General features: G+C 77.8%; 2 protein-coding genes. One reads left to right on the plus strand and one right to left on the minus strand.

Translation table 11 applies throughout. The features are described from left to right. Nucleotides 1–384 (minus strand): hypothetical protein (locus AN218_RS39020; RefSeq protein ID WP_420855949.1); only part of this gene is annotated, 384 nt, incomplete at its 3' end. Between AN218_RS39020 and AN218_RS37985 the strand changes: the two genes are divergently transcribed. After that, a partial coding sequence (locus AN218_RS37985) for a hypothetical protein (protein WP_244900340.1) occupies nucleotides 277–637 on the plus strand: 361 nt, incomplete at its 3' end. The two genes, AN218_RS39020 and AN218_RS37985, sit on opposite strands and share 108 nt — an antisense overlap.

Below are 637 nucleotides of genomic sequence, written 5' to 3' on the forward strand. Positions count from 1 at the left end.
TGCTCGATGCCGCTGGCGTGCAGCGCCGCGTATCCACCGGCCACCTCCACGGGACGGGTGTGCCGCCGGTGCAGCGCGTCCAGGTCCGTGGCGACGGGCGCGGGCCCGTCGGCGTACTCGACGCGACCGCTGCTGTACGGCGTGCCCGCGGCGTCGGTGACGGCCCAGTCGTAGCCGCCGCCGGACTCCGGGCCGGCGGGCGTCAACCNACCGCAGGCTCGTTGCGAGGACTTGGCCGTCCACGCGCAGCGGCCGCACCCACACCGCGTTGCGGATGTGCGGCGCCGCACCGGCACGGGCACCGGCCACAGCGGGACGTGCCGCGGCGGCGGTCACGGCCTCCAGCGCCACGACGCCGGGGACGATACGGGCGCCCTCGACCAGATGGTCGCGTACGAAGGGGTCGGTGGCGGCGAAGCGCAACGGGAAGTGCCAGCCCCGCCCGTCCTGGACGCCCTCGCCCGGCAGCCCCGGCAGTCCCGGCAGCGCCGCCGGTCCCGCCGACTCCGGTGCGCCGGGCCCGCGTTCCGACCCGGACGCCGCGTCCCGCTGCCGCTCTGGAGCGGTGTCCCGCTGAGCCGCAGCGCCGCCCGCCGACTCGGCGTCGCCGCGCGGCTGTTCGTCCGGACGGAACCAG

It is taken from the genome of Streptomyces nanshensis, assembly GCF_001751255.1.
GTDB classification, from domain to species: domain Bacteria; phylum Actinomycetota; class Actinomycetes; order Streptomycetales; family Streptomycetaceae; genus Streptomyces; species Streptomyces nanshensis_A.